This window comes from Rhodococcus sp. T2V (genome assembly GCF_029269925.1).
GTDB classification, from domain to species: Bacteria; Actinomycetota; Actinomycetes; order Mycobacteriales; family Mycobacteriaceae; genus Rhodococcus_F; species Rhodococcus_F koreensis.
In genome coordinates, this window is sequence record NZ_JARJBD010000032.1 from 81,195 (window position 1) to 100,580 (window position 19,386).

Genomic DNA, 19,386 nt, shown 5'->3' on the forward strand with positions numbered 1-19,386 from the left:
AGTTCGTGCAGTCCTCGAAAGGGTTGGTAGACAACGACGTCGGCGGCCTCCTTCACGCTCCGAACTGCACCAACAGAGAGGCTTACCCGTGACCATGACCGACTCGCTGCAGGACCGTATCGCGTCTGTCGACGCACAGCACGGCGTCCTCGTCGGCGGACGCCGGCTCCCGGGATCGCTCGGCACGTTCGACGTCGAGGATCCCGCAGACAAATCCGTCATCGCCCGGGTCGCGAACGGGGGAGTAGCCGAGGCCACCGCCGCGGTCGATGCCGCCGCGGCTGCGGCTACCGACTGGGCCGCGATCAGCCTCCGGCAGCGATCCGAGATTCTCTACCGTGCCTTCGAGCTGATCCGGGGAGAGGTCGACGGTCTCGCGGCGCTGATCTGCGCGGAGAACGGCAAGTCGATTGCCGACGCCCGCGCCGAGGTCACCTACGCTGCGGAGTTCTTCCGGTGGTACGCCGAGGAGGCGGTGCGCACGCAGGGCACGTACGGTCCGGCGCCGGCCGGCGGCGTGCGCACCGTCGTGACCCGGCGCCCGGTCGGCATCGCCGCGCTCGTCACGCCGTGGAACTTCCCGGCCGCGATGGCGGCCCGCAAGATTGCCCCTGCGCTCGCGGCAGGCTGCACCGTCGTCCTCAAGCCGGCCGCCGAGACCCCTCTCACTGCCCTGGCAATTGCGCGGCTCCTCGCTCGGGCCGGTGTCCCCGACGGCGTAATCAACGTGGTGCCGACGCTCGAAGCGGGTGAGGTCGTGCGCACCTGGCTCGAGGACGACCGGGTGCGCAAGCTGTCCTTCACCGGCTCGACCGGTGTGGGCCGCCTGCTGCTTCACCAGGCCGCGGACCGGGTGCTCAATGCGTCGATGGAACTTGGCGGCAACGCGCCGTTCGTCGTCACCGAGGACGCCGATCTCACGGCGGCCGTGGACGGCGCGATGATTGCGAAGTTCCGCGGGGGAGGACAGGCGTGCACCGCGGCCAACCGGTTCTATGTCCACGCCGACGTCGCCGACGAGTTCGTCCGACTCTTCGCGGAACGGATCGAGACGCTCGTCGTCGGACCGGGCAGCAACCCGGCGACCGCGATCGGCCCGCTCATCAACGGACGATCGGTGGAGAAGGTCGCGGCCATGGTGGACGACGCCATCGCCGGCGGTGCCCGTGTCGCCGCACAGGCCGCTGTCCCTGCCGAGCTCGGCGGATACTTCCACGCGCCCACCCTGCTCGTCGATGTCGCCCCCGATGCGTCGGTGGTGCGGGAGGAGATCTTCGGACCCGTTGCCCCAGTGGTGACCTGGCGCGACGAGAACGAACTGGTCGGTCTTGTGAACGGCACTGAGATGGGCCTGTCCGCCTATCTCTACGCCCGCGACCTCAAGCGGGCGCTCCAGCTTGCCGAGCGAATCGAGGCCGGAATGATCGGCATCAACCGTGGCCTCGTCTCCGACCCCTCCGCGCCGTTCGGTGGGCTCAAGCAAAGCGGACTGGGACGCGAGGGCGCCCGCGAGGGACTCGCGGAGTACGAGGAGATCCAGTACTTCAGTGTCGACTGGAGTGAATAGTAACGACCGTGACGATCGCGTTGATTCCAGCGCTAGAGAACTCTATTCCATTGCAGCACAACGTCAGAACGATAGGGTAATGACATGACTTCCATTCGCTCTCACGCCATTCTCGACCACGACGCGTCGTCCGTGTGGGCCGTGATCCGCGACGTGGGCTCGGTTGCCGACTGGTTCCCCGCGATGGCGAACTCGGAACCGACCGGCTCCGGTCGCAGCGTCACCCTTGCGGACGGCGCCACGCTGGTCGAGAATACGGTGACCCTGGACGAGGACCTGCGGCGCTTCCAGTACCGGGTCGTCGGCGGCGATCTCGACGTCGGCTCGCATCTCGGCACGATCGACGTCATCGACCTCGGCGGCGGCCGCTCCGTGCTCGTCTACGGCTCGGACGTCGAGCCGGCGGAGGTCGCCGAGGCCTTCGACGCGGCGATCGGCGACGCCGTCGACGGCCTCAACTCCTACCTCGCGACACGACACGCAACTTCTGCCTGACGCCTATCCTTCTGCGGGAGAACTCGATCCGGCCGCGCGAACAGGGCCGGCGCCTCGCCGTGCCCTTTCGCCCACATCGGGGTTCCCGCAGGAATGCGCAACAGCACAGCAGGATTCTGCGATGTGCGCCAGACCACAACCCAGCTAGGTTTTAAGAACTCAACCAGCCCATGACCGGGAGTAAACGAATGCCTCGCATCGCCTACCTCGTATCCAGTGCACGGGAGATCGAACTCCGTGACAGCAGCAGTCATCCGACCGGGTACTTCGCCGAAGAGGTGCTGAAGCCCTACGAACGATTCGTCGCAGCAGGTGTCGACGTCGTGGTGATCACGCCGGACGGCAACACCCCGATCGCCGACCCCTACGGTCTCGAACTGATATTCCACTACCCGGACAAGGACCGAGACTTCTACGCTTCGGTGTACAGGACGTTCCATCACGATCCGGACGACATCTGGATCACCCTGCACAACACGACCGAGCAGCAGCTGATGGCGTCCCGCAGGATCGCAGCACGGCTGGTGGATGCCGGCACGACGCCCGCCGAGGCGCACGAGATCGTCAGCAGGGCCGCGAAGATCGCCTGGCAGCAGGACAGGTTGCTGGTCGATGTGATGCTCGAGGAAGGCCTGGACGGCGGCCTGTCCGCGCAGGCGCTCCGGAGTGCGGTCGAAGAACTGGAATCGGACAGTCAGGCGCTCTCCGACGAACGTAAGGCCAAGCTGGGCGCCATCGAGGGACTTCGCTCGCCGGTGGCACTTTCGGACCTGAGCGACGAGCAGCTCGCCGAATTCGACGCCGTGTTCGCGCCGGGCGGGCACGGCCCGATGGTGGACCTGCCGAACAACCCGGACGTGAGCAGGCTGCTCGCGATCCTGCACGCCAAGGACGCGCCGATCGCCTCGCTGTGCCACGGGCCTGCGCTGCTGCTCTCGGCGCCGGAGCGCTCCGACGGCCAGTGGTTGTTCGAAGGTTTCCGGCTCACCTCGTTCACCGACGAGGAGGAGGACCAGACCCGGCTGGGGAAGCTTGGCATGCCGTGGTACCTGGATGCCGCGCTCAAGAACGCGGGTGCGGTGTTCGACGACGCGCCTTTCGCGTGGGCGTCCCACGTCGTCGTGGACCGCAACCTGATCACCGGTCAGAACCCCAACTCGACCGAGGCGACTGCCGACGCTGTCCTGAAGGCGTTGAACCTGTGACCCCGCAAGCGATTTCCAAGGAGCGAACCGTGACAACAAGTCCCCGTCAGACCGTCGAGGCCTTTCTGACCGGCTTCCGGCACCTGGACGTCGACGCGGCACTGTCCACCGTGTCCGACGACGTGCAGGTGACCGTCTACCCGTTGCAGGTTTTCGACAGCGGAAAGGACGTGATCCGCACAGTGCTCGACGACCTGGTCACGTCGTTTCCCGACCTGCACCTCACCGTCCGGAGTGTGCTCGAACTCGGCCAGGTGGTCGTCGCCGAGATGAAGATCGAAGGCACCCAGGCCGCCGACTACGTGGGCGCGATCAATCAGGAGAAGCACCTCGACGTGGACTCCGCGTGGCGGTTCACCGTTGCCGGCGAGGGGATCACCGGGATCGACGTCTACTGGTGCCAGAACCAGCTCTACCGCCGCCTGGCCGTCAAGCGCACCGACCAGGTCACGATCGTCTAACAGGAGGCATCGATCCATGACAGCCCAACTCGATTCCGCTCCAACCGAAACCAGGACACCGGCCGACATCGTCGCCGAGTTCTTCGACGCCTATCGACGCCGCGACGTCGAGGCGATGGCCGACATGTGCACGGACAACGCCGATTTCTCCTACATCCCGTTCGAGGTGTGGGCCAAGCAGCGGGTGATGCGCGGCGACGGCAAGGTCCGCACCGTGGGCAAGGTGATCTGGAGCGGATTGATCAATGCGTTCCCCAACCTCTACAACGTCGTGCACCACATCGACGGCAACGAGAACGGTGACGTCGTCGTCGCCTGCGACATCGCAGGCACCCAGCAGTCGCCGTGGGCATTCATTGCGCCGCAGGGAAAGCCCTTCTCCGAACCGCACCTGTTCATCATGCACGTGAACTCGGAAGGCCTGATCGACAGCATCCGGGCCTACTGGGACAACGCGGGCGTCTGCCGGCAACTCGGTCACCTCGAAGTCGACTAACGAAGGAACACAACACCATGACACTGCTCAAGCGAGAAGAATGGCAGGACTTCGTCCGCGACGTCGACTGGACGCTGTCCTACGTGGACGACGAGGCCGTCTATCCGGAATGGTTCTGCGGAACCGGCAAGGTACCCCGGGATGCGTGGCTGAAGTGGGAAGAGGACTACAAGGTCAGCTACCAGGAGTACGTGTACACCCAGCGTGAGAAGGAGGCGTCGACGTACGCGGTGAAGGCCGCGCTGCAGCGCTCGACGGTCTTCGACAACCTCGACGAGGGGTGGAAATCCTCGACGAAGATGCACTTCGGTGGCGTCGCGCAGGTCGAGTACACGGCGACGCTCGCCGAGCTGAAGATGGCCCGGTTCGGCCTGAGTGCGGCGTGGCGCAACATGGCCACGTTCGGCCAGCTCGACGAACTGCGGCACGGCGCGCTCACCACCTACTTCGGACACGAGTTCGTCGGCAAGGACCCGCAGTTCGACTGGACGCAGAAGACGTACTCCACCAACGACTGGGTGCCGATCGCACTCCGCACCTACTTCGACGGCATCATGACCACCTCGAACGCGGTCGATTGTGCGCTGCAGGTGCCGTTGACGTTCGAAACCGGTTTCACCAACCTGCAATTCGTCGGTCTGTCCGCGGACGCACTGGAATCCGGCGACATCAACTTCGCCAACATGATCTCGTCGATCCAGACCGACGAGGCACGGCACTCCCAGCAGGGCGTCGCGACCCTCGAGATCCTCGTCGAGCACGACCCGGTCCGCGCACAGTGGGTGATCGACAAGGCCTTCTGGGGCTCCGCCCGCCTGTTCGCCGCCCTGACGGGTCTGCCGATGGACTACTACACCCCGGTCGAGCACCGCAAGCAGTCCTACCGGGAGTTCATGGAAGAGTGGATCATCGACCAGTTCGTGCGCACGATCGAGGGCTACGGGCTGAAGAAGCCGTGGTTCTGGGACGAGTTCATGCGCGGGCTGGACACCTGGCACCACAGCCTGCACCTGGGCATGTGGTGGTGGCGACCGACGTTGTGGTGGAAGCCGAAGGCCGGTGTCTCCAAGGACGAGCGCGACTGGCTGCGGGAGAAGTACCCCAACTGGGAGACGATCTACGGCGAGAAGTGGGACGTCATCATCGACAACATCAACGCCAACAACGTCGAGGCCACGCTGCCGGAGACGCTGCCGTGGCTGTGCAGCACCTGCCACCTGCCCGCGTGCAACCCGACCCAGGCGCGCAACGGCAGCTGGCGGGTACGCGACCACTCGCTGAAGTACGACGGCAAGACCTACCACTTCTGCACCATGGGCTGCCGCCAGATCTGGTGGAAGGACCGCGACAACGTCAATCACGAGACCCTGGTCGACCGGTTCCTCGCCGGGCAGATCCAGCCGATGGACGTGTCGGGCATCCTCGCGTACATGGGCGTCACCCCGGACGTGATGGGCGACGACCCGGACTACGCGGCGTGGACCAAGGACTACATCGGCCGCGAAGCCAGCGGTCTGATCCGGGTGGGAGGGGCGAGCTGATGACGCAGGAACAAGTCGAGCTGGGAGTCGAAGACCGCGCTCCGGAACCGGTTCCGCTCAACGCGATCTTCTCGACCGACTTCGTCCAGATTCTGGTCGCGGTCACCACGGCGAGCACGATGAACGAGGTCGCGGACGCGGTCGCGTACCACTCCGAGGGACGCCGGGTGCGAGCACTTCCGTACCCCAAGGTCGTGATTCACCACGGCCGAAAACTGCCGGGGCACATCACCGTCGCCGAAGCCGGCATTCAACCGCTCGACCACGTCGCGGTCGAGTACGAGACCCCCGGAGGCACGTCGTGAAGGACCCCGTTGGACCCGTCCTGCGAATGGGCGAAGAGGTGGACCAGATCGTCGGGGCGATCGAGGACGACAACCCGGACATCGAGATCGAGGTCATCGACCGCGGATCGTACGTGCGGATTCAGGGGGAGGAGCGGGTCGTGCTCACCGAGGCGACACTCCAGGCGTACCTCGGCTCGGACTATCGCATCCGTTCGCTGGAAAACCTGATGTCCTCGTTCAGCGGTCGTGCCATCACCGCGAGCGACTCGATCACCTGGCTGAGCGCGGGTGCCCACAAGGCAGGCGCGGCCCACACGGAAGGAGCGACGCGATGACCACTCCCGCACGCAAACAGCGGAAACTGCGCACGTTCAGCGCGTTCGGCGACGTGCGCCGGATGCCGAGCGAGTACGAGATCGTCACACACGCCCAGAACTGGAACACCAGAAACGGCCGGCTCAGCACGTTCGAGCAGAACACGTCGTCGCCGCTGAACCTGTGGTTCCTCACGTACCGGGAGAACTCGCCGCTGCAGGCGGGCGACTGGGACAGTTTCCGTGACCCGGACCAGATCGCCTACCGCTCCTACGTGAACCTGCAGGCGGACGAGCAGACCAAGCTCGACGGCATGCTCGACAGCTACTCGGGCGCGGACGCCGGGCTCTCCGAGAACCAGGTGGCGCTGCTCGGGTCGGTACTCACGCCCTCTCGTTACCTCGTGCACGGCTTCCAGCAGGCCCAGGCCTACGTCGCCTACATGGGACCGAGTTCCACCGTCACGAGTGCGGGCGGGTACGCCAACGCCGACTTCCTGCGCCGGGTGACCATGATCGCCTACCGCACCCGGATGCTGCAGATCGCCCATCCGGGCTCCGGAATCGGCGTGAACGAGCGGCAGATCTGGGAGCAGCACCAGGCCTGGCAGCCGGCCCGGGAGGCGATCGAGCGGGCGCTCGTCGCCTACGACTGGGGCGAGGCGTTCACCGCGCTCGACCTGGTCCTGGCACCCACCTTGGACGACGTGCTGATCCGGCAGTTCGGCGAGACCAGCAAGGCGAACGGGGACGAGCTGTCCTGGCTGCTGAGCGGGCTGCTCGAGCACGACAGCACGCGACGCGACCGATGGACCGGAGCGCTCGCCCGGCACGCGCTGCAGCAGCGGGCTGACAACGAGGCCCCGCTACGCAAGTGGATCGACCGCTGGTCGGCACTCGCCGACGACGCGGCGGCAGGGCTCGCGACACTGCTCGGCACGCCGGCGTCCGACGTCGTGGACAGCGCGCGGTCGGCCCGCGCGGAGTTCCACGACAGCTTCTTCAACGATGTTGTGACAAAAGCCAACTGAGGAGTGGCCATGAGTGAAACGTTGGCACAGCAGTGGCACAAGGTGCTGCACCTGGACGACCTGTGGGAAGGCGAGATGGAATCCGTCGAGGTGGACGGCAAGCCGGTTCTGCTGATCAACCACGACGGCGACGTGCTCGCCTACCAGAACCGGTGCCCGCATCAGGAGTGGCCGCTGAACGACGGCGACCTCGAGGACAAGAAATTGACCTGCGCCCAGCACCTGTGGGAGTTCGACGTCACCACCGGGAAGGGCATCAATCCGTCCACCTGCTCACTGGTCACCTATCGGTGCAAGGTGGACGACAACGGCGACATCCTGGTGTGTGTCGCATGACCAGGCTCGTGCTGATCGGTGGCGGTGTCGCGACAACGGCCACCGCCACCGGCCTCCGGGAGGCGGGGTTCGACGGCGACATCGTGCTCGTCGCCGATGAACCTCATCTCCCGTACGAGCGCCCGCCGCTGTCGAAGGAGTTCCTCGCCGGGACGTTCACTCATGCGGACTTCCAGGTCAATCAGGAGAGCTGGTACCGAGACAACGAGGTCGAGCTGCTGCTCGGCACCCGGGCCGAGGGGATCGAGGTCGCGGAGCGCCGAGTGTCCCTGTCGGACGGTCGTTCGCTCACGTACGACGCGCTGGTTCTCGGCACCGGGGTACGGGCGAGAACACTGCCCGGCTTCGGCGGCGACCGGGTGCACGTCGTGCGCACGATCGCGGACTCGACGCGGCTCGCGCAGCGGCTCGCACCCGGGTGCCATCTGGCGATCCTGGGCGCGGGGTTCATCGGTTGCGAGGTGGCCGCGGTCGCCGCGGCCAGGGGCGTGCGGGTGACGATCTTCGATCCGAACCCGCTGCCGCTCGCCCGGGTGCTCGGTCCCGAGATCGGCAGCGCGATGATCGGCATCCACGGCGACCACGGTGTCGACATCCGCACCGGTGAGGTGGTCACCGACATGACGGAGACCGGTTCGGGGATCGTGCTGCGGACCCGCGACGGCGAGCTGGTCGAGTGCGACGAGTTGCTGGTCGGCATCGGTTCGGTGCCCAACGTCGAACTCGCGGCCGAGGCGGGCCTCGAGGTGGACGGCGGAATCCTCACCGACCAGTACGGCCGCACCAGCGTGCCGGACGTGTACGCAATCGGGGACGTCGCCGAGCGGTTCCACCCGGCGCACGGCCGCAGGGTCAGGGTCGAGCACCACGAAACCGCGATGCGGCACGGCGCGAACCTCGCACGCAACCTGCTCGGGGAGCCCGAACCGTTCACCGAGGAGCACTTCTTCTGGACGCACCAGTACGAGCACAACGTGCAGTCGCTGGGCCAGTTCACCGGCGAGGGCACACCGGTGGCCCGCGGGTCGGTGGAAGAGCGGTCGTTCTCCGTGTTCTCCCTCCTGAACGGGCGGATCAGGGCGATGGTCGCGCTGGATCGCCCACGCGACGTGCTGCAGGCGCGCAAATTGATGGCCGTGCCGCACGAGATCACCGAGGAACAACTCGCCGACGAGGGGTTCCAGCTCAAGAGCCTGCTGCCGCAGAAGGCAGGCGCACGTAGATCGGAGGTGCGCAGATGACTACGTTGGCAGAAGCCACCGACATCACCGTCCGGGAGTCTCAGCTCAGGGTCGCCGAGCCCGAGGCGTCGGCAGCGCTCGAACGCGTGATGGGCGAACCCGCGGTGGAGGCCCGGGCTCAGTTGCGTTTCGCGCCCGGGCTCACCTGTGAGCAATTGGCGCGGATGCTGGACACGGCGCTGGTCCGGGCACAGGAGCGGGGCCTGGCCGGCGATGCGCTGGTGGTGAGCGGCGGCAGCGCGGTGGCGGCCGAGGACATCGTGCGGGTGCGGCGCAAGGCGCACGGCATCGCGGACTGGATCAGAAGCGCGACCAGCGACGTGACGATCGTGTTGCGGCCCAAGGGGTTGGCGGCAGCGGCGTCGGTCGCCCCGCCTGCCGCGCCGCCGGCGGAGACGCCGGTCGTTCCGCCGACACGGCCACGCGTGCCGGAGACGGAGGCGGAGCTCGCGGTTCGCGAGGCGTTGTACGACGTGATCGACCCCGATCTCGGCGTGAACATCGTCGACCTCGGCTTCGTGCGCCGGGTCGAGATCGCCGAGGACGGCGTCGCGACGATCACGATGACGCTCACGTCGGCGGCGTGCCCGCTGACGGTGGTGATGGAAAGCCAGATCCGCACCGTGCTGTCCGAGATGGACACCGAGTACGTCGTGCAGTGGGAATGGCTGCCGAGCTGGCGCCCACACGACATCAGCGAAGACGGGCGCGACCAGCTACGGGCCATCGGGTTCACCGCATTCTGACACCGGAACAGACACCGACAAGGAGATCTACTGATGGCAGCTCAGCACGAAACGAAGGTCGAGACACTGACTGCGCTGATGAAGGCGTTCAACGCTCACGATCTGGACGCAATCATGGAGTTCTTTACCGAAGACTGTTCCTTCGACACGTCGAAGGGACCCGAACCCTGGGGTCAGCGTCTCACCGGCAAGGCGGCGGTGCGAGAGGGACTGGGCGCGCGGTTCGCCGGAATGCCCGATGTCCAGTACGACGCCGACCGGCACTGGGTCTCGGGCGACCTCGGCGTCTCCGAATGGCTCGTCACCGGCACGACGACCGACGGCAAGCAGGTGAGCGCGCGCGGATGCGACCACTGGGAATTCCGGGACGACAAGATCGTCCGCAAGGACTCCTACTGGAAGATCGTCGACGCCCCCGCCTAGGACGGAACTGCTCCGATACTCGCCCAGCCGTACAGCCGAATCGACTTCCTGTGCGGCTGGGCGTCCCACTGGGTGGGGAGAGCCCGGTCGAAACCGGGCAGCGGGTACGGTGAGAGAAGATAAAGTATAGTTATGATGTTTAAGCGTGGGGTGGAGCCTCGGCGGACGCACCCTCCGGCTCCGTCAGACTCTCATCCGTCCTGAAGTGCGTTGGCGGGGATATGAATTCTGTGGAGAAAGACGTCTTCTCTGTCGATCTCGGTCGAGTGCGGGACGACTCCGTCTCGAAGTTGGTCGACGGCGTCGTGCATCAACTGGAGATGACGATCGCGGTCGGCCTGCTGGCCGGCGGGGAACGGCTACCCACCGAGGCCGAGTTGGCCGCCAAACTGCAGGTTTCGACGGTGACGTTGCGGCAGGCTCTGACCGTACTGCGGGACCGCGGTCTGATCGAAACCCGGCGCGGCCGGGGCGGGGGGAGCTACGTCCGCGACTTCGGCACCGCCGACCGCGAACGGGCGGACGCGCAACTTCGCACGACGAGTGCGGAGAAGTTGCGGGACCTCGGGGACTTGATGGGGGCATTGACCGGCGCGGCAACCCGCCTGGCGGCCCTGCGTGCCTTGCCCGAGGACGTCGATCGGCTGGAGGATCTCGCACGGAATTTTGCCGAGGCCACTCGTGCGGACGTTCGACGCCGCGCGGACAGCCGCTTCCACATCGAACTCGGCGCCGCGGCGCAGTCGTCGCATCTGACGACGTTGATCGTCCAGGCGCAGGCCCAGGTGGCGCCGCTGCTGTGGGACACGGACGCGCTGGATCCGCACGATGCGATCCGCGAGCACGCGTTGATCGTGGAGGCCATCCGCAATCGTGATCCCGACGCCGCACACCGCCATGCGCTGGAGCATTGTGCACGAGAAACCCGCGTTCTGGTCGATCGTCACCTCGCGTTGGCGGCGACGTGAAGAACGAGGACGGCCGCCGGCCCGCGCAGCTTCCGGAATTGGATCGGCTGACCGCAGAGATCACCGACTATCTGCGCGTGGCACTGAACAGCCTCACTCGTGTGCGTGCCGACATGCGCGAGTTGCTCGATCGCGTGGAGCGGGACGGGCGTCGACCCGCCCGCTCCGATCTCGGCGGAATCCGCGAGAGTCTGCAGGCGTGTCTACGGAACCCCGAGTACGCGGTGGATCGCATCGGCGTGGCCACCGCCGTGGACTATCTGACGGACAGCCCGTACTGGATGGAGTGGTGGGGCTACGACGACCACGGGGATCTCGAGTTCATCGGTCACAGCGTCAACCCCGGACAGGTCTCCTTCTACGACTACTCCAGCCGGGGCTGGTTCTCCATTCCTCGGACCTGCGGCACCCCGGCGATCATCGGACCGTACGTCGACTTCGGCGGTATCGACTCCTACAGTTACACGGTCACGATCTCGGTGCCGGTCATCACTGAGGGTGGTTTCGCCGGCGTCGCGGGTGCCGATGTTCTGGCGCGTCGGTTCGAGCGCTTCCTGTTCACGGGGGACCGGGACCGACGGCCCGTCGTTCTGGTGAATGCGGACCTGCGCGTCATCGCCTCCACGACGTCCGGATACCTGCCCGGGGACCTTCTGCAACCGGGCGACGTCACGTCGTGGTCTCGGTCGGAACTGGCCGCGGACCTCTTCCCGAACGGCAGAAGCTGGCAGTTGGTCTCGCCTCTGCCCTGATCCTGGCCGTCGGATCCGCGGTTGCCCGTGTCCGGTAGCCCCTGACCTGGAACTTCGTCTTAGAACTTTAAAAAGTGAAAATATCTTCTATTGCTTATAGACTCGGCTTGTGTCACGATGATGTGGCGGGCGTCACAACTCCTGCGGAGCGCAGGGCTACCGCTGGCGGTGGGAGCCTGGGCAATCGCCAAAGACGTTGTGGCGCATGCAGCTTTGTGGAAATCCGCCGCCGTTGTCGGGTCCGCAACTTCGAGGTCGAGCAATTCGGCCTTCGCTGCAGCAGTCAACTTCACTACTTCGGCTTCAGGAGACATGCATGTACGACGTGATCGTCGTTGGTGGCGGTACAGCGGGAGTGGCCACGGCCTACTTTCTTCGAGACCTGAAATTGGATGTCTGCGTGCTCGAGGCAACCGGTGAAGTGGGAGGAAGGTCGAACACGGTAGATCTCGCGGGGGCGAGTGCGAACTCCGGTGCGCTGTTCATCTACCGGAACACCCGGACCGAAGAACTCGCCACCGAACTCGCTCTCGACGTCGTACCGTTCGAACCCACGACGTACGGAATCCATGTCAACGGCAAGACGATCGTCGCCGAGACCAACGAAGATCTCGTCGCGCGTCTCGATCTGACCGACTCCGAAAAGGCGGAGCTGAGCGAATTCATCGACAGTGCTCTTCTCGAATACCACGAGCACACGAGCAACGGTGTACTGGACCAGGACGATCAGGGTCTGGCTACCGAGACGATCGCCGAACGGCTCAGCGGACTGCAACCCGGCGTGCGCCGGATCATCGATGCCGCTCTGCGCGGCGGGGCAGTGGGAGACCCGGCCAAGCTGTCGGCGAAATACGCCCTCCGCTACTTCGCGAGCTACCTCGCGCGAGAGAAGCGCAACCGATCCTTCGCGCTCGGCGGCATGCAGGCCATCCCCAGGGCGATGCACGGCCGCCTGCCTGCGGACACCGTTCGGTTCGACACCGTGGTCACCGGTGTCGCCTTCAAGGACGAGCAGGACGCCTACGAGGTCAGCTTCACCGGCCCGGAGGGAGCGGGAACACTCCTGACCCGTCATGTCGTGTCGACGCTGCCTGCCCCTCTGGTTCCCACCGTCTTCAGCGATCTACCGACATGGAAGACCGACGCGCTCAGCAGCTTCGACACTCCCGGCAGCACCACGCTCAATATCGTCGCCGATATCGACGGGCTGTCCGGCATCGAAGACTGGGCGTTCATCGTGACCGCCGGAATGCCGTTCGACGCGATCATCAATCCGACCCCGGGCCGGGTAGGACCCAACTGGGCCGCAGGCAGAGTGCAATTCACCTGCTACGGGAATTCCACCGGATTCCAGCCGGGGTTCGCCGAGGACGAGGCCCGCGTCGCCGACTGGGTGGAGAGCTTCTTGACCGTTGCGCCGCAGCTCAGGGGAAGGATCACCGGCGTTTACGCACGGACGTGGGAACACTGCTTTGCGCTACTCGGCCCCGATCGCGCCGCGAATCTGGCCGAACTCCAGCGATCGGTGGGCTCGATCCACTTCGCCGGGGACTACACGTCCGAGACCGCGGGGACCCACGGGGCGTACACGGAAGCAGAACGGGTCGCTTCCCTGATCCGGGCCTCCGTTGCCTCCTCGAATAATTGACCGGCGCTCGCCGGCCCTGACACCGACTTCAGAACACCATCACTGACGAGGAGCTCGTTATGACGACGATCAACCCCTTGGACGATGCGCCACTGTCCAGATTTCACAAGAAGCTAGCGCTGTTCTCCTCTGGCGGACCGTTTCTCGACGGTTACGTCTTGTCGATCATCGGTGTCGCGATGGTGCAGTTCGCGGATCAGTGGAGCCTGTCGTCCGTCGAACAGGGCCTGGTCGGTGCCTCGTCACTGGTCGGAATCCTGCTGGGCGCCTACGCCGGTGGATGGTTGACCGACAAATTCGGACGTGAGGTTCTGTTCACGATCGACCTGGTCGCCATCATCGTGTTCTCCGTGGCTCAATTCTTCGTCCAAGACGTGGTGTGGCTGATCATTCTGCGCCTGCTGATCGGTATGGCCGTAGGCGCGGACTATCCGATCGCCACCTCCCTGCTGACCGAATTCACGCCGCGCAAGTATCGGGGTCCGTTCCTCGGCGCATTCGTCGCGATGTGGTTCGTCGGCGCCGCAGCCGCTTACGTCGTCGGAGAATTCCTGGCACGAACCGGTCACGAAGACGCATGGCGTTGGATGCTGGCCAGCGCCGCAGTGCCTGCGATTCTGATCGTCCTCGCCCGGGTCGGAACACCCGAATCCCCACGCTGGCTTGCGAACAAGGGAATGATCGACGAAGCGAACGACGTGATGCGGAAGGTCTACGGACCCACCGTCAGCATCGCTGACCTCCCGATGGAAGACGGCACCGACGTCAGCGTCAAGGACCTTCTCCGATCCGGATACGGAAAGCGGATGGCCTTCATCACGCTGTTCTGGACCTGCTCGATCGTGCCGCTGTTCGCCGTCTACGCGTTCGCACCCGCCATCCTCGGGGCGCTGAAGCTCGAAGGCGATGCAGCACACTTCGGATCGGCCGTGATCACGATCCTGTTCCTGGTCGGATGCGTCGTCGCGCTGCTTCTGGTCAACCGGATGGGCCGGCGGCCCCTCCTCATCCACAGCTTCCTGTGGTCCGGACTCGCTCTCCTGATCCTCGGACTGTTCCCCGAAGCACCGAGCGTGATCATCATGGCGCTGTTCGCGATCTACGCGGTGGTCATCGGCGGCAGTCAGATCCTGCAGTGGGTATACCCGAACGAGCTGTTTCCCACCGAGATCCGGGGTTCCGCCGTGGGAATGGCCTCCTCGCTCAGTCGCATCGGCGCCGCGGTCGGCACGTTCCTGGTGCCGCTGTCGCTCAGCGGTATCGGCATCGGCCCCACGATGCTCATCGCGGCCGCGATCACCCTCCTCGGCGCGGTCTTGTCACAGGTCATGGCACCGGAGACCCGCGGAATGGCACTGACGGAAAGCGCCGCACTGAGCACCACCACACGCACGACGCTACCTACCGCCTGACTCCCAGCCGGCAGGGCAGAGACAGTTCGCAGGTACCCGGGCGCTCACCGAGCGTCCGGGTACCTTGCGGCTACGAGCGATTCGACGTTCCCGGGCCCCCGACGAGCCTTCCCAGTGCGAGGCCGACGTGCAACTCCAAGCGGTCCTGGCCGATCGACAGATCCAGCGTCGTGAGTTCCTGAATTCGACGCAGCCGGTAGTAGAGGGTCTGCCGATGAATGCTCAGAGCATCGGTCGTCGCGGCGATGTCGCCACCATTGTCGAAGAAGGTCTCCGCGGTGGAGAGAAGGTCTCGGTTCCGGTGCTCGAACAGCGCCCTGACCGCAGGGGTGATGACCGCTTCGGCGATGAGCTCCGCGGATGCGATTGCGGCCAGCCGATACACACCGAGCTGATCCCAATACGCCACCGGCCCCGTGGAGGGCTCGAGTGCGATGACGTCGAGGCACAGCCTTGCCTGCCGCCAACTCTTCCTGGCATCCCGAAGGTCCGCGTAGGTTCCCCCGACTCCGACGACGCTTCCCTCGGCGGAGTAGCTGTCGACAGCTGATCGAAGTGTGGCAGACGATGAATCACGCTGCGTAACAAAGACTGCCGTGAGTCGTCCCATCGGCACTGCGGTGACGCCCGGCCGTCGATCGATCGCGTCGTGGTCCGTTGCGAGCATCGTGAATTCGGCGTCGGGCACGTCGCCCGACGCCCGGAGATGCTCGGCGGCAGCCGAAGACCTGTCCGGATCGCCTTCGAGCAATTCCGCAAACACCCCCGCCAGGTCTCCGTTCCCCGGTGCGTCGGCGGCGAGCAGCGCGCCCGCCTGGGCCGCGAGCGGCATCAATTCTTCGAGTTGATGGTCGGAGATCGATGCGTCGTCGTCCGGCAGGACGAACAAGAACCCGTACGTTTTTCCTCCGTGCCGGACAGGGAGGCAGATTCGTGCCTTCGAGCCGGTATTCCTGTTCGCCGGTGTCCGAACCGGCCTGGTGGCGTAAGTGATTCCGCAATCGACGATCCAGTTGCGGGTATCCGCATCGGTCGCTTGCCTGACGACCGACTGTGAGTGATCTTGTGACATTTCGATCGACCGGGCACTGTACGCGATCATCTCGAAATCGCTGTCGAGCAGCACTACGGACGCCCTCAGGTGCCGGCGCGTGCGTGCCATGAAGTCGTCGACGCTCGCAAGGGCAACAGCCCGGCCGATCTGATTCATGACTAATATATTAACATGCGGCCAGTCTGTTGATCATCCATATGTCTGACGTACACCTGCGTACTTCTGGCATCTGTCGATAGTCGCGGGGCGCCTCGGGGGTGTTATATGGATCACATCCAAACACGGGACGTGATCATTACAAGGGCGGGAGCGTTGCTACCGCCAGGTTTGATCGAAGTCGCTGGGCGAGTAAAAGTCTCGCTCGGCGGATGCGGACAGACTGCCCCGCGTCCACGTGTGTCGAATCGATCGTGAGAGCTGCCGATGTCTGATTTGGATACGAACCCGTCACCCACACTGCAGAAGAGCCTCAAGCAACGTCACTTGACGATGATTGCTATCGGCGGCGTCATCGGCGCCGGACTGTTCGTCGGTTCCAGCGCGCTGCTGAACTCCTCGGGCCCTGCCGCAATCTTCTCCTACGCGATCACCGGTCTCGTAGTCATTCTCGTCATGCGCATGCTCGGCGAAATGGCCGTGGCAGACCCGTCGACCGGCTCCTTTGCCGGATACGCGCGTAAGGCGTTCGGAAACCGCGCGGGTTTCACCACCGGGTGGCTGTACTGGTTCTTCTGGGTAGTCGTCGCCGGGGCCGAGGCCGTGATCGGCGGAAAACTCCTGCAGCGGTGGATAGATCTCCCCTCGTGGCCCATGGCGGCGGCGCTGCTGCTCGCCATGGTCGCCACCAACCTGCGGTCGGTGCGCAATTTCGGTGAGTTCGAGTACTGGTTCGCCGGCATCAAGGTCGCCGCGATCATCGCGTTCCTCGCCATCGGGGCGTGCTTCGTGGTGGGCCTGTGGCCGGGGCACAGCGCGGACGTCTCCAACCTGACCGATCACGGGGGATTCGCACCGAACGGATGGACGGTCGTTCTCTCCGGTGTCGTCGTCGCGGTCTTCTCGATGGTCGGCCCCGAGATCGCCACGATCGCGGCGGCAGAGTCCGAAGAACCCGAGAAGTCGGTTGCCAAGGCCGCGAACTCCGTGATCGGCCGTGTCGGAGTGTTCTATCTCGGCTCCGTGCTTCTCCTGGCGATCATCGTCCCCTGGACTTCCATCAAGGTCGGCCAGTCGCCCTTCGTCGACGCCTTGAACGTCATGGGTATCCCGGGCGGCCCGGACATCATGAACGCGGTGGTCCTGGTTGCGGTGCTGTCCTGCCTGAATTCGAGTCTCTACACCGCCTCGCGCATGATGTTCGTGCTGGCCAATCAGGGCGACGCACCGCGTTCGGTCGCTCGGGTGGACAAGAACGGAGTTCCCCGCGGGGCGCTGCTGGCCGCGTTGTGCGTCGGGCTGGGCTGCGTTGCGCTCGACTACTTCTCGCCGACGACGGCGTTCGCGTTCATCGTCAACGCGTCGGGCGCCACGATCCTGATGGTGTACCTGATGATCGCGCTCTCCCAGATCAAACTCCGGTCAATGCTCGGCCGGGAGAAGGCTCGCGAACTCCGCTTCAAGATGTGGCTCTTCCCGTACCTCTCGATCCTCGGGGTCGTCGGTATCCTCGCGGTCTTGATCTCGATGTTCTTCGTCGAATCCACGCGATCGCAGATCTCCCTCAGTCTGGGTGCCCTCGCCGTCACCCTGATCGCATACCAGGCTCGGCGCACGTTCGGTCCCGGGCGTACGCCGGCCGGTTCCGTCGAAGGCCGAACCATCGACAAGGAACCAGACTTCGACACCGAGGCGTCGTACGCGGCACCGAGCGACCGGTAGTCGCGGGATTCCTCTGGGCCGGAGCACGCTGCTCCGGCCCAGAGGCATGCGCTACGTGACCCCGCCTAGTCTGCCGCGTCCCCGGAACGCTCTTGCCGTCCGGGCCTCGGATGGCGGGAGGAAACGGTCAGACGTCGTGCGGCGCTTCCGGTTGCGGTGCTCGTTCCGGGCTGCTGCCGCGGCGTGCGGGCAGTCGAGAATCGGCGATCGGCCTCGGTCGCGCCGCCCCAGATCCCGTACGGCTCACGAACTGTCTGGGCGTACGTGTGGCACTCGGTCACGACCGGGCAGGAGTGACAGATCTGGGTGACGAACTCTTCGCGATAGCGTCGGGCCTGCCGTGTTTCGCCCTCGGGGGAGAAGAACAGGTCGGTGTCCATGTTCCGGCAGCGGGCATGCAACTGCCAGTCCCACAACTCCGTCGAGGGTGCGTACGGGTGCGCTGTCAGAGACGCGCTCATGACTTCTCCGCTTCTATCCGGTCTTTCACGCTATCGGTGACCGTAGTCGGGATCACACCCGCCGTCAATAGATTCGATCTGTGATCACAAGTGGTGATACGATGGCTGTAACCGTCGGTGACCTCTCTCCGGCGATCTCGCCACAACTCGGAGGTCCTCATGGGCAGGCCGAATACTCTCGTTCTGCGGGAGATGAAAACGACTCCACCGCATAGTTCTTCGTCGAACTTGCTTGCGGACCGGGTATACGAGACCCTGCGCGGGCACATCGCGCAGGGTCACTGGGCGCCGGGGACGCAGCTGCGGATCCGGGAGGTCGCCGCGTTGGTGGGCACCAGCGTGATGCCGGTCCGGGAGGCGTTCCGGCGGCTCGAGCAGGCGGGTTTGATCGTCACGGAGCCCTACCGGGGAGCGTCGGTGCGGGAGCTCAGTATCGACGAACTCGAATACGTGTACGACGTGCGCATCATGCTCGAACCCGATGCCGCGCGCCGCGGCGCCGTCCTGGCCGACGACGCGGCCGTCGAGACGATGAGACAGCACTGGCGGCTGCTGGAGAGCGCGGCTGTGCACGGCGACATCGCAGGAGCGGTCGCTCAGGACGAACTGCTGCTGTCGGCGTTGTTCTCCGCCGGAAACAACCCGGTTCTCACCGGGCTGATCCAGGGGATGTGGGACACCTGCCGCCCCTACAAGAACCTCTGGGTGCGCGACGCCGTCGGACACGGACTGTCCCGGTGGAGTTATCTCGCCGACATCGTCGCTGCGGTCGAAACCCGCGACGGCGAGAGCGCATTCCGCATTCTCGAACACGTGTGCCGCACCTCCCGGTCCACCGTGCGGGGAATTCTCGATCCGCTGTCCGTCTGAGTCTCCGAGCACATCGACGGACCACCCGTAGATTTCATCGCTGGAACCCGGATCCGGAAGGTGTGCCGCCCATACGGATGACCGTATGGGCGGCACGGCAGGACTCGATCGGCACCGTCGACGTCGGTTCGTGGTGCCGATCGAATCAGCGACTGTGGTTGTGCATGACGTGCTTGGTGCGGGAGTAGTCGTCGAGGGCG

The 19,386-nt window shown here is 65.2% G+C and carries 21 protein-coding genes; 19 read left to right on the plus strand and 2 right to left on the minus strand.

Features of this window, described 5'->3' with window-relative positions; genetic code table 11:
* The first annotated feature begins 94 nt into the window (after positions 1–94).
* The 17 genes from P3H15_RS25585 to P3H15_RS25665 all read left to right on the plus strand — a co-directional run bounded on the left by P3H15_RS25585 (position 95) and on the right by P3H15_RS25665 (position 14,923).
* Entirely contained in the window at positions 95–1,567 is a 1,473-nt protein-coding gene (locus P3H15_RS25585) for an NAD-dependent succinate-semialdehyde dehydrogenase (protein WP_276139823.1), read from the plus strand.
* 84 nt (positions 1,568–1,651) lie between these two features.
* Entirely contained in the window at positions 1,652–2,062 is a 411-nt protein-coding gene (locus P3H15_RS25590; protein WP_276139800.1) for an SRPBCC family protein, read from the plus strand.
* 188 nt (positions 2,063–2,250) lie between these two features.
* A complete protein-coding gene (locus P3H15_RS25595) occupies positions 2,251–3,267 on the plus strand; it encodes a DJ-1/PfpI family protein (RefSeq protein WP_276139801.1) in 1,017 nt (338 codons plus the stop codon).
* 29 nt (positions 3,268–3,296) lie between these two features.
* Complete coding sequence (locus tag P3H15_RS25600) at positions 3,297–3,728, plus strand: nuclear transport factor 2 family protein (protein ID WP_276139802.1); 432 nt, start codon at positions 3,297–3,299, stop codon at positions 3,726–3,728.
* Positions 3,729–3,744: 16 nt separating this feature from the next.
* Positions 3,745–4,224 carry a nuclear transport factor 2 family protein gene (locus P3H15_RS25605; RefSeq protein ID WP_276139803.1) on the plus strand — a complete coding sequence of 160 codons (480 nt, stop codon included), beginning with the start codon at positions 3,745–3,747 and terminating at the stop codon, positions 4,222–4,224.
* Positions 4,225–4,241: 17 nt separating this feature from the next.
* Complete coding sequence (locus tag P3H15_RS25610; RefSeq protein WP_276139804.1) at positions 4,242–5,765, plus strand: toluene monooxygenase; 1,524 nt, start codon at positions 4,242–4,244, stop codon at positions 5,763–5,765.
* Positions 5,765–6,070 carry a toluene-4-monooxygenase system B family protein gene (locus P3H15_RS25615; protein ID WP_276139805.1) on the plus strand — a complete coding sequence of 102 codons (306 nt, stop codon included), beginning with the start codon at positions 5,765–5,767 and terminating at the stop codon, positions 6,068–6,070. The genes P3H15_RS25610 and P3H15_RS25615 overlap by 1 nt, the downstream gene beginning before the upstream one ends.
* Entirely contained in the window at positions 6,067–6,387 is a 321-nt protein-coding gene (locus tag P3H15_RS25620) for an MmoB/DmpM family protein (RefSeq protein ID WP_276139806.1), read from the plus strand. Before P3H15_RS25615 ends, P3H15_RS25620 begins: the two co-directional genes overlap by 4 nt.
* On the plus strand, positions 6,384–7,397 hold the full coding sequence (locus P3H15_RS25625) for a toluene hydroxylase (RefSeq protein ID WP_276139807.1): 1,014 nt from the start codon (positions 6,384–6,386) through the stop codon (positions 7,395–7,397). The genes P3H15_RS25620 and P3H15_RS25625 overlap by 4 nt, the downstream gene beginning before the upstream one ends.
* A gap of 9 nt (positions 7,398–7,406) precedes the next feature.
* Positions 7,407–7,733 carry a Rieske 2Fe-2S domain-containing protein gene (locus P3H15_RS25630; RefSeq protein WP_276139808.1) on the plus strand — a complete coding sequence of 109 codons (327 nt, stop codon included), beginning with the start codon at positions 7,407–7,409 and terminating at the stop codon, positions 7,731–7,733.
* On the plus strand, positions 7,730–8,974 hold the full coding sequence (locus P3H15_RS25635) for an NAD(P)/FAD-dependent oxidoreductase (RefSeq protein ID WP_276139809.1): 1,245 nt from the start codon (positions 7,730–7,732) through the stop codon (positions 8,972–8,974). Before P3H15_RS25630 ends, P3H15_RS25635 begins: the two co-directional genes overlap by 4 nt.
* On the plus strand, positions 8,971–9,720 hold the full coding sequence (locus P3H15_RS25640; RefSeq protein WP_276139810.1) for an iron-sulfur cluster assembly protein: 750 nt from the start codon (positions 8,971–8,973) through the stop codon (positions 9,718–9,720). The genes P3H15_RS25635 and P3H15_RS25640 overlap by 4 nt, the downstream gene beginning before the upstream one ends.
* A 33-nt stretch (positions 9,721–9,753) precedes the next feature.
* The gene (locus tag P3H15_RS25645; RefSeq protein ID WP_276139811.1) at positions 9,754–10,143 is read left to right on the plus strand and encodes a nuclear transport factor 2 family protein; all 390 of its coding nucleotides are present in this window, start codon (positions 9,754–9,756) and stop codon (positions 10,141–10,143) included.
* A gap of 221 nt (positions 10,144–10,364) precedes the next feature.
* Positions 10,365–11,111, plus strand: a complete 747-nt coding sequence (locus tag P3H15_RS25650; protein ID WP_276139812.1) for a FadR/GntR family transcriptional regulator — start codon at positions 10,365–10,367, stop codon at positions 11,109–11,111.
* On the plus strand, positions 11,108–11,863 hold the full coding sequence (locus P3H15_RS25655) for a cache domain-containing protein (protein WP_276139813.1): 756 nt from the start codon (positions 11,108–11,110) through the stop codon (positions 11,861–11,863). The genes P3H15_RS25650 and P3H15_RS25655 overlap by 4 nt, the downstream gene beginning before the upstream one ends.
* Positions 11,864–12,179: 316 nt before the next feature.
* On the plus strand, positions 12,180–13,511 hold the full coding sequence (locus tag P3H15_RS25660; RefSeq protein ID WP_276139814.1) for an FAD-dependent oxidoreductase: 1,332 nt from the start codon (positions 12,180–12,182) through the stop codon (positions 13,509–13,511).
* 59 nt (positions 13,512–13,570) lie between these two features.
* A complete protein-coding gene (locus P3H15_RS25665) occupies positions 13,571–14,923 on the plus strand; it encodes an MFS transporter (RefSeq protein ID WP_276139815.1) in 1,353 nt (450 codons plus the stop codon).
* Positions 14,924–14,993: 70 nt separating this feature from the next.
* On the opposite strand, the gene P3H15_RS25670 is transcribed toward P3H15_RS25665, so the two are convergent.
* A complete protein-coding gene (locus tag P3H15_RS25670) occupies positions 14,994–16,133 on the minus strand; it encodes a CdaR family transcriptional regulator (RefSeq protein ID WP_276139816.1) in 1,140 nt (379 codons plus the stop codon).
* 267 nt (positions 16,134–16,400) lie between these two features.
* Between P3H15_RS25670 and P3H15_RS25675 the strand changes: the two genes are divergently transcribed.
* Positions 16,401–17,855 carry an amino acid permease gene (locus P3H15_RS25675; protein WP_346348805.1) on the plus strand — a complete coding sequence of 485 codons (1,455 nt, stop codon included), beginning with the start codon at positions 16,401–16,403 and terminating at the stop codon, positions 17,853–17,855.
* Positions 17,856–17,920: 65 nt separating this feature from the next.
* On the opposite strand, the gene P3H15_RS25680 is transcribed toward P3H15_RS25675, so the two are convergent.
* Positions 17,921–18,316, minus strand: a complete 396-nt coding sequence (locus P3H15_RS25680) for a WhiB family transcriptional regulator (RefSeq protein ID WP_276139818.1) — start codon at positions 18,314–18,316, stop codon at positions 17,921–17,923.
* 159 nt (positions 18,317–18,475) lie between these two features.
* On the opposite strand from P3H15_RS25680, the gene P3H15_RS25685 reads away from it, so the two are divergent.
* Positions 18,476–19,186, plus strand: a complete 711-nt coding sequence (locus P3H15_RS25685; RefSeq protein ID WP_276139819.1) for a GntR family transcriptional regulator — start codon at positions 18,476–18,478, stop codon at positions 19,184–19,186.
* The last annotated feature ends 200 nt before the right edge of the window (positions 19,187–19,386 follow it).

Bases quoted from the DNA above. Each gene is read 5' to 3' on its own strand.
- P3H15_RS25610 (WP_276139804.1), top strand. From the start codon at position 4,242: ATGACACTGCTCAAGCGAGAAGAATGGCAGGACTTCGTCCGCGACGTC.
- P3H15_RS25650 (WP_276139812.1), top strand. From the start codon at position 10,365: ATGAATTCTGTGGAGAAAGACGTCTTCTCTGTCGATCTCGGTCGAGTG.
- P3H15_RS25640 (WP_276139810.1), top strand. From the start codon at position 8,971: ATGACTACGTTGGCAGAAGCCACCGACATCACCGTCCGGGAGTCTCAG.
- P3H15_RS25645 (WP_276139811.1), top strand. From the start codon at position 9,754: ATGGCAGCTCAGCACGAAACGAAGGTCGAGACACTGACTGCGCTGATG.
- P3H15_RS25615 (WP_276139805.1), top strand. From the start codon at position 5,765: ATGACGCAGGAACAAGTCGAGCTGGGAGTCGAAGACCGCGCTCCGGAA.
- P3H15_RS25630 (WP_276139808.1), top strand. From the start codon at position 7,407: ATGAGTGAAACGTTGGCACAGCAGTGGCACAAGGTGCTGCACCTGGAC.
- P3H15_RS25605 (WP_276139803.1), top strand. From the start codon at position 3,745: ATGACAGCCCAACTCGATTCCGCTCCAACCGAAACCAGGACACCGGCC.
- P3H15_RS25635 (WP_276139809.1), top strand. From the start codon at position 7,730: ATGACCAGGCTCGTGCTGATCGGTGGCGGTGTCGCGACAACGGCCACC.
- P3H15_RS25670 (WP_276139816.1), bottom strand. From the start codon at position 16,133: ATGAATCAGATCGGCCGGGCTGTTGCCCTTGCGAGCGTCGACGACTTC.
- P3H15_RS25665 (WP_276139815.1), top strand. From the start codon at position 13,571: ATGACGACGATCAACCCCTTGGACGATGCGCCACTGTCCAGATTTCAC.
- P3H15_RS25685 (WP_276139819.1), top strand. From the start codon at position 18,476: ATGGGCAGGCCGAATACTCTCGTTCTGCGGGAGATGAAAACGACTCCA.
- P3H15_RS25595 (WP_276139801.1), top strand. From the start codon at position 2,251: ATGCCTCGCATCGCCTACCTCGTATCCAGTGCACGGGAGATCGAACTC.
- P3H15_RS25675 (WP_346348805.1), top strand. From the start codon at position 16,401: ATGTCTGATTTGGATACGAACCCGTCACCCACACTGCAGAAGAGCCTC.
- P3H15_RS25625 (WP_276139807.1), top strand. From the start codon at position 6,384: ATGACCACTCCCGCACGCAAACAGCGGAAACTGCGCACGTTCAGCGCG.
- P3H15_RS25660 (WP_276139814.1), top strand. From the start codon at position 12,180: ATGTACGACGTGATCGTCGTTGGTGGCGGTACAGCGGGAGTGGCCACG.
- P3H15_RS25680 (WP_276139818.1), bottom strand. From the start codon at position 18,316: ATGAGCGCGTCTCTGACAGCGCACCCGTACGCACCCTCGACGGAGTTG.
- P3H15_RS25585 (WP_276139823.1), top strand. From the start codon at position 95: ATGACCGACTCGCTGCAGGACCGTATCGCGTCTGTCGACGCACAGCAC.
- P3H15_RS25590 (WP_276139800.1), top strand. From the start codon at position 1,652: ATGACTTCCATTCGCTCTCACGCCATTCTCGACCACGACGCGTCGTCC.